The organism is Photobacterium sp. GB-36, assembly GCF_003026135.1.
Classification (GTDB): domain Bacteria; phylum Pseudomonadota; class Gammaproteobacteria; order Enterobacterales; family Vibrionaceae; genus Photobacterium.
The window spans coordinates 1-1,683 of sequence record NZ_PYNY01000060.1; the positions used below are offsets into that span (position 1 = coordinate 1).

Here is a 1,683-nt window from a genome sequence, read left to right on the forward strand (position 1 = left end):
CAGAACTTTCACCTAACGCAAAACTAGCTTAAGGGCTAATCCGGTTTCGCTCGCCGCTACTACCGGAATCTCGGTTGATTTCTCTTCCTCGGGGTACTTAGATGTTTCAGTTCCCCCGGTTCGCCTCGTATTGCTATGTATTCACAACACGATACGTGCTTATGCACGTGGGTTTCCCCATTCGGAAATCCCAGAGTCACCGGTTTTTACTACCTTCTCTGGGCTTATCGCAAGTTAATACGTCCTTCATCGCCTCTGACTGCCAAGGCATCCACCGTGTACGCTTAGTCACTTAACCATACAACCCCAAGAGGTTTCGCTCTTAGTTTCCACTTAAAAGTGGAGTAAGTTGGTCAAACAACCAAGGTTTGTGCTTAACACTTCGATCAAGAAAGTATTAAACGTTGGTTTTTCGCCGGACTCATTGTTTTGTTTTCACTTTTAAAAAGTGAAGACAAACACAGACACTTGAATGTGTATGTTTTGAGAACTCGTTCTTCTTTCGAAGAACATTTTTAAAATCAATCTATTGATTGAATTTACTAGTCAGCTTTCCAGATTGTTAAAGAGCATTGTGTTTCTATTTAAAGATCCACTTTTTAATCACACTCATAGGAATGTCTTTAGAAAGTGGTGGAGCTAAGCGGGATCGAACCGCTGACCTCTTCGCTGCCAGCGAAGCGCTCTCCCAGCTGAGCTATAGCCCCATATTTTACTTCTTGAGAAAGAAGTGGTGGGCGATACCGGGCTCGAACCAGTGACCCCCTCCTTGTAAGGGAGGTGCTCTCCCAACTGAGCTAATCGCCCACGATAGTTGCTATTTGTTTTCACTTTTAAAAGTGAAATCAAACTAGCTTTCCTTCGTGGAAAGGAAATGGTGGGTCGTGCAGGATTCGAACCTGCGACCAATTGATTAAAAGTCAACTGCTCTACCAACTGAGCTAACGACCCAATTTGCACTTCAAAGAGAAGTGGCGTCCCGTAGGGGAGTCGAACCCCTGTTACCGCCGTGAAAGGGCGGTGTCCTAGGCCTCTAGACGAACGGGACAATGTTCATACTTAATGTTGTTGGGCAACATTAAGTGGCTCTCTTACATTTTAACCAAGCAATCTGTGTGGACACTGCATTAAACAGCAAGTCTTTAGGTAAGGAGGTGATCCAGCCCCAGGTTCCCCTAGGGCTACCTTGTTACGACTTCACCCCAGTCATGAACCACACCGTGGTAAACGCCCTCCCGAAGGTTAAGCTATCTACTTCTGGTGCAGCCCACTCCCATGGTGTGACGGGCGGTGTGTACAAGGCCCGGGAACGTATTCACCGTGACATTCTGATTCACGATTACTAGCGATTCCGACTTCATGGAGTCGAGTTGCAGACTCCAATCCGGACTACGACGTACTTTCTGGGATTCGCTCACCATCGCTGGTTGGCAGCCCTCTGTATACGCCATTGTAGCACGTGTGTAGCCCTACTCGTAAGGGCCATGATGACTTGACGTCGTCCCCACCTTCCTCCGGTTTATCACCGGCAGTCTCCCTGGAGTTCCCACCATTACGTGCTGGCAAACAAGGATAAGGGTTGCGCTCGTTGCGGGACTTAACCCAACATTTCACAACACGAGCTGACGACAGCCATGCAGCACCTGTCTCAGAGTTCCCGAAGGCACTAAAGCATCTCTGCTA

4 tRNA genes and 2 rRNA genes are annotated in these 1,683 nt (G+C 47.8%); all 6 read right to left on the bottom strand.

The annotated features are described in order from the left end of the window. A 23S ribosomal RNA gene (locus tag C9J46_RS21190) occupies positions 1 to 298 on the bottom strand; the annotation flags it as partial. A gap of 333 nt (positions 299 to 631) precedes the next feature. Next, a tRNA-Ala gene (locus C9J46_RS21195) sits at positions 632 to 707 on the bottom strand. Between the two features lie 24 nt (positions 708 to 731). Next, positions 732 to 807 (bottom strand) — tRNA-Val (locus C9J46_RS21200). A 68-nt stretch (positions 808 to 875) separates the two neighbouring features. After that, positions 876 to 951, bottom strand: a tRNA-Lys gene (locus C9J46_RS21205). Between the two features lie 21 nt (positions 952 to 972). Continuing rightward, positions 973 to 1,048, bottom strand: a tRNA-Glu gene (locus C9J46_RS21210). Positions 1,049 to 1,147: 99 nt separating this feature from the next. Beyond that, positions 1,148 to 1,683 (bottom strand): 16S ribosomal RNA (locus C9J46_RS21215); the annotation flags it as partial.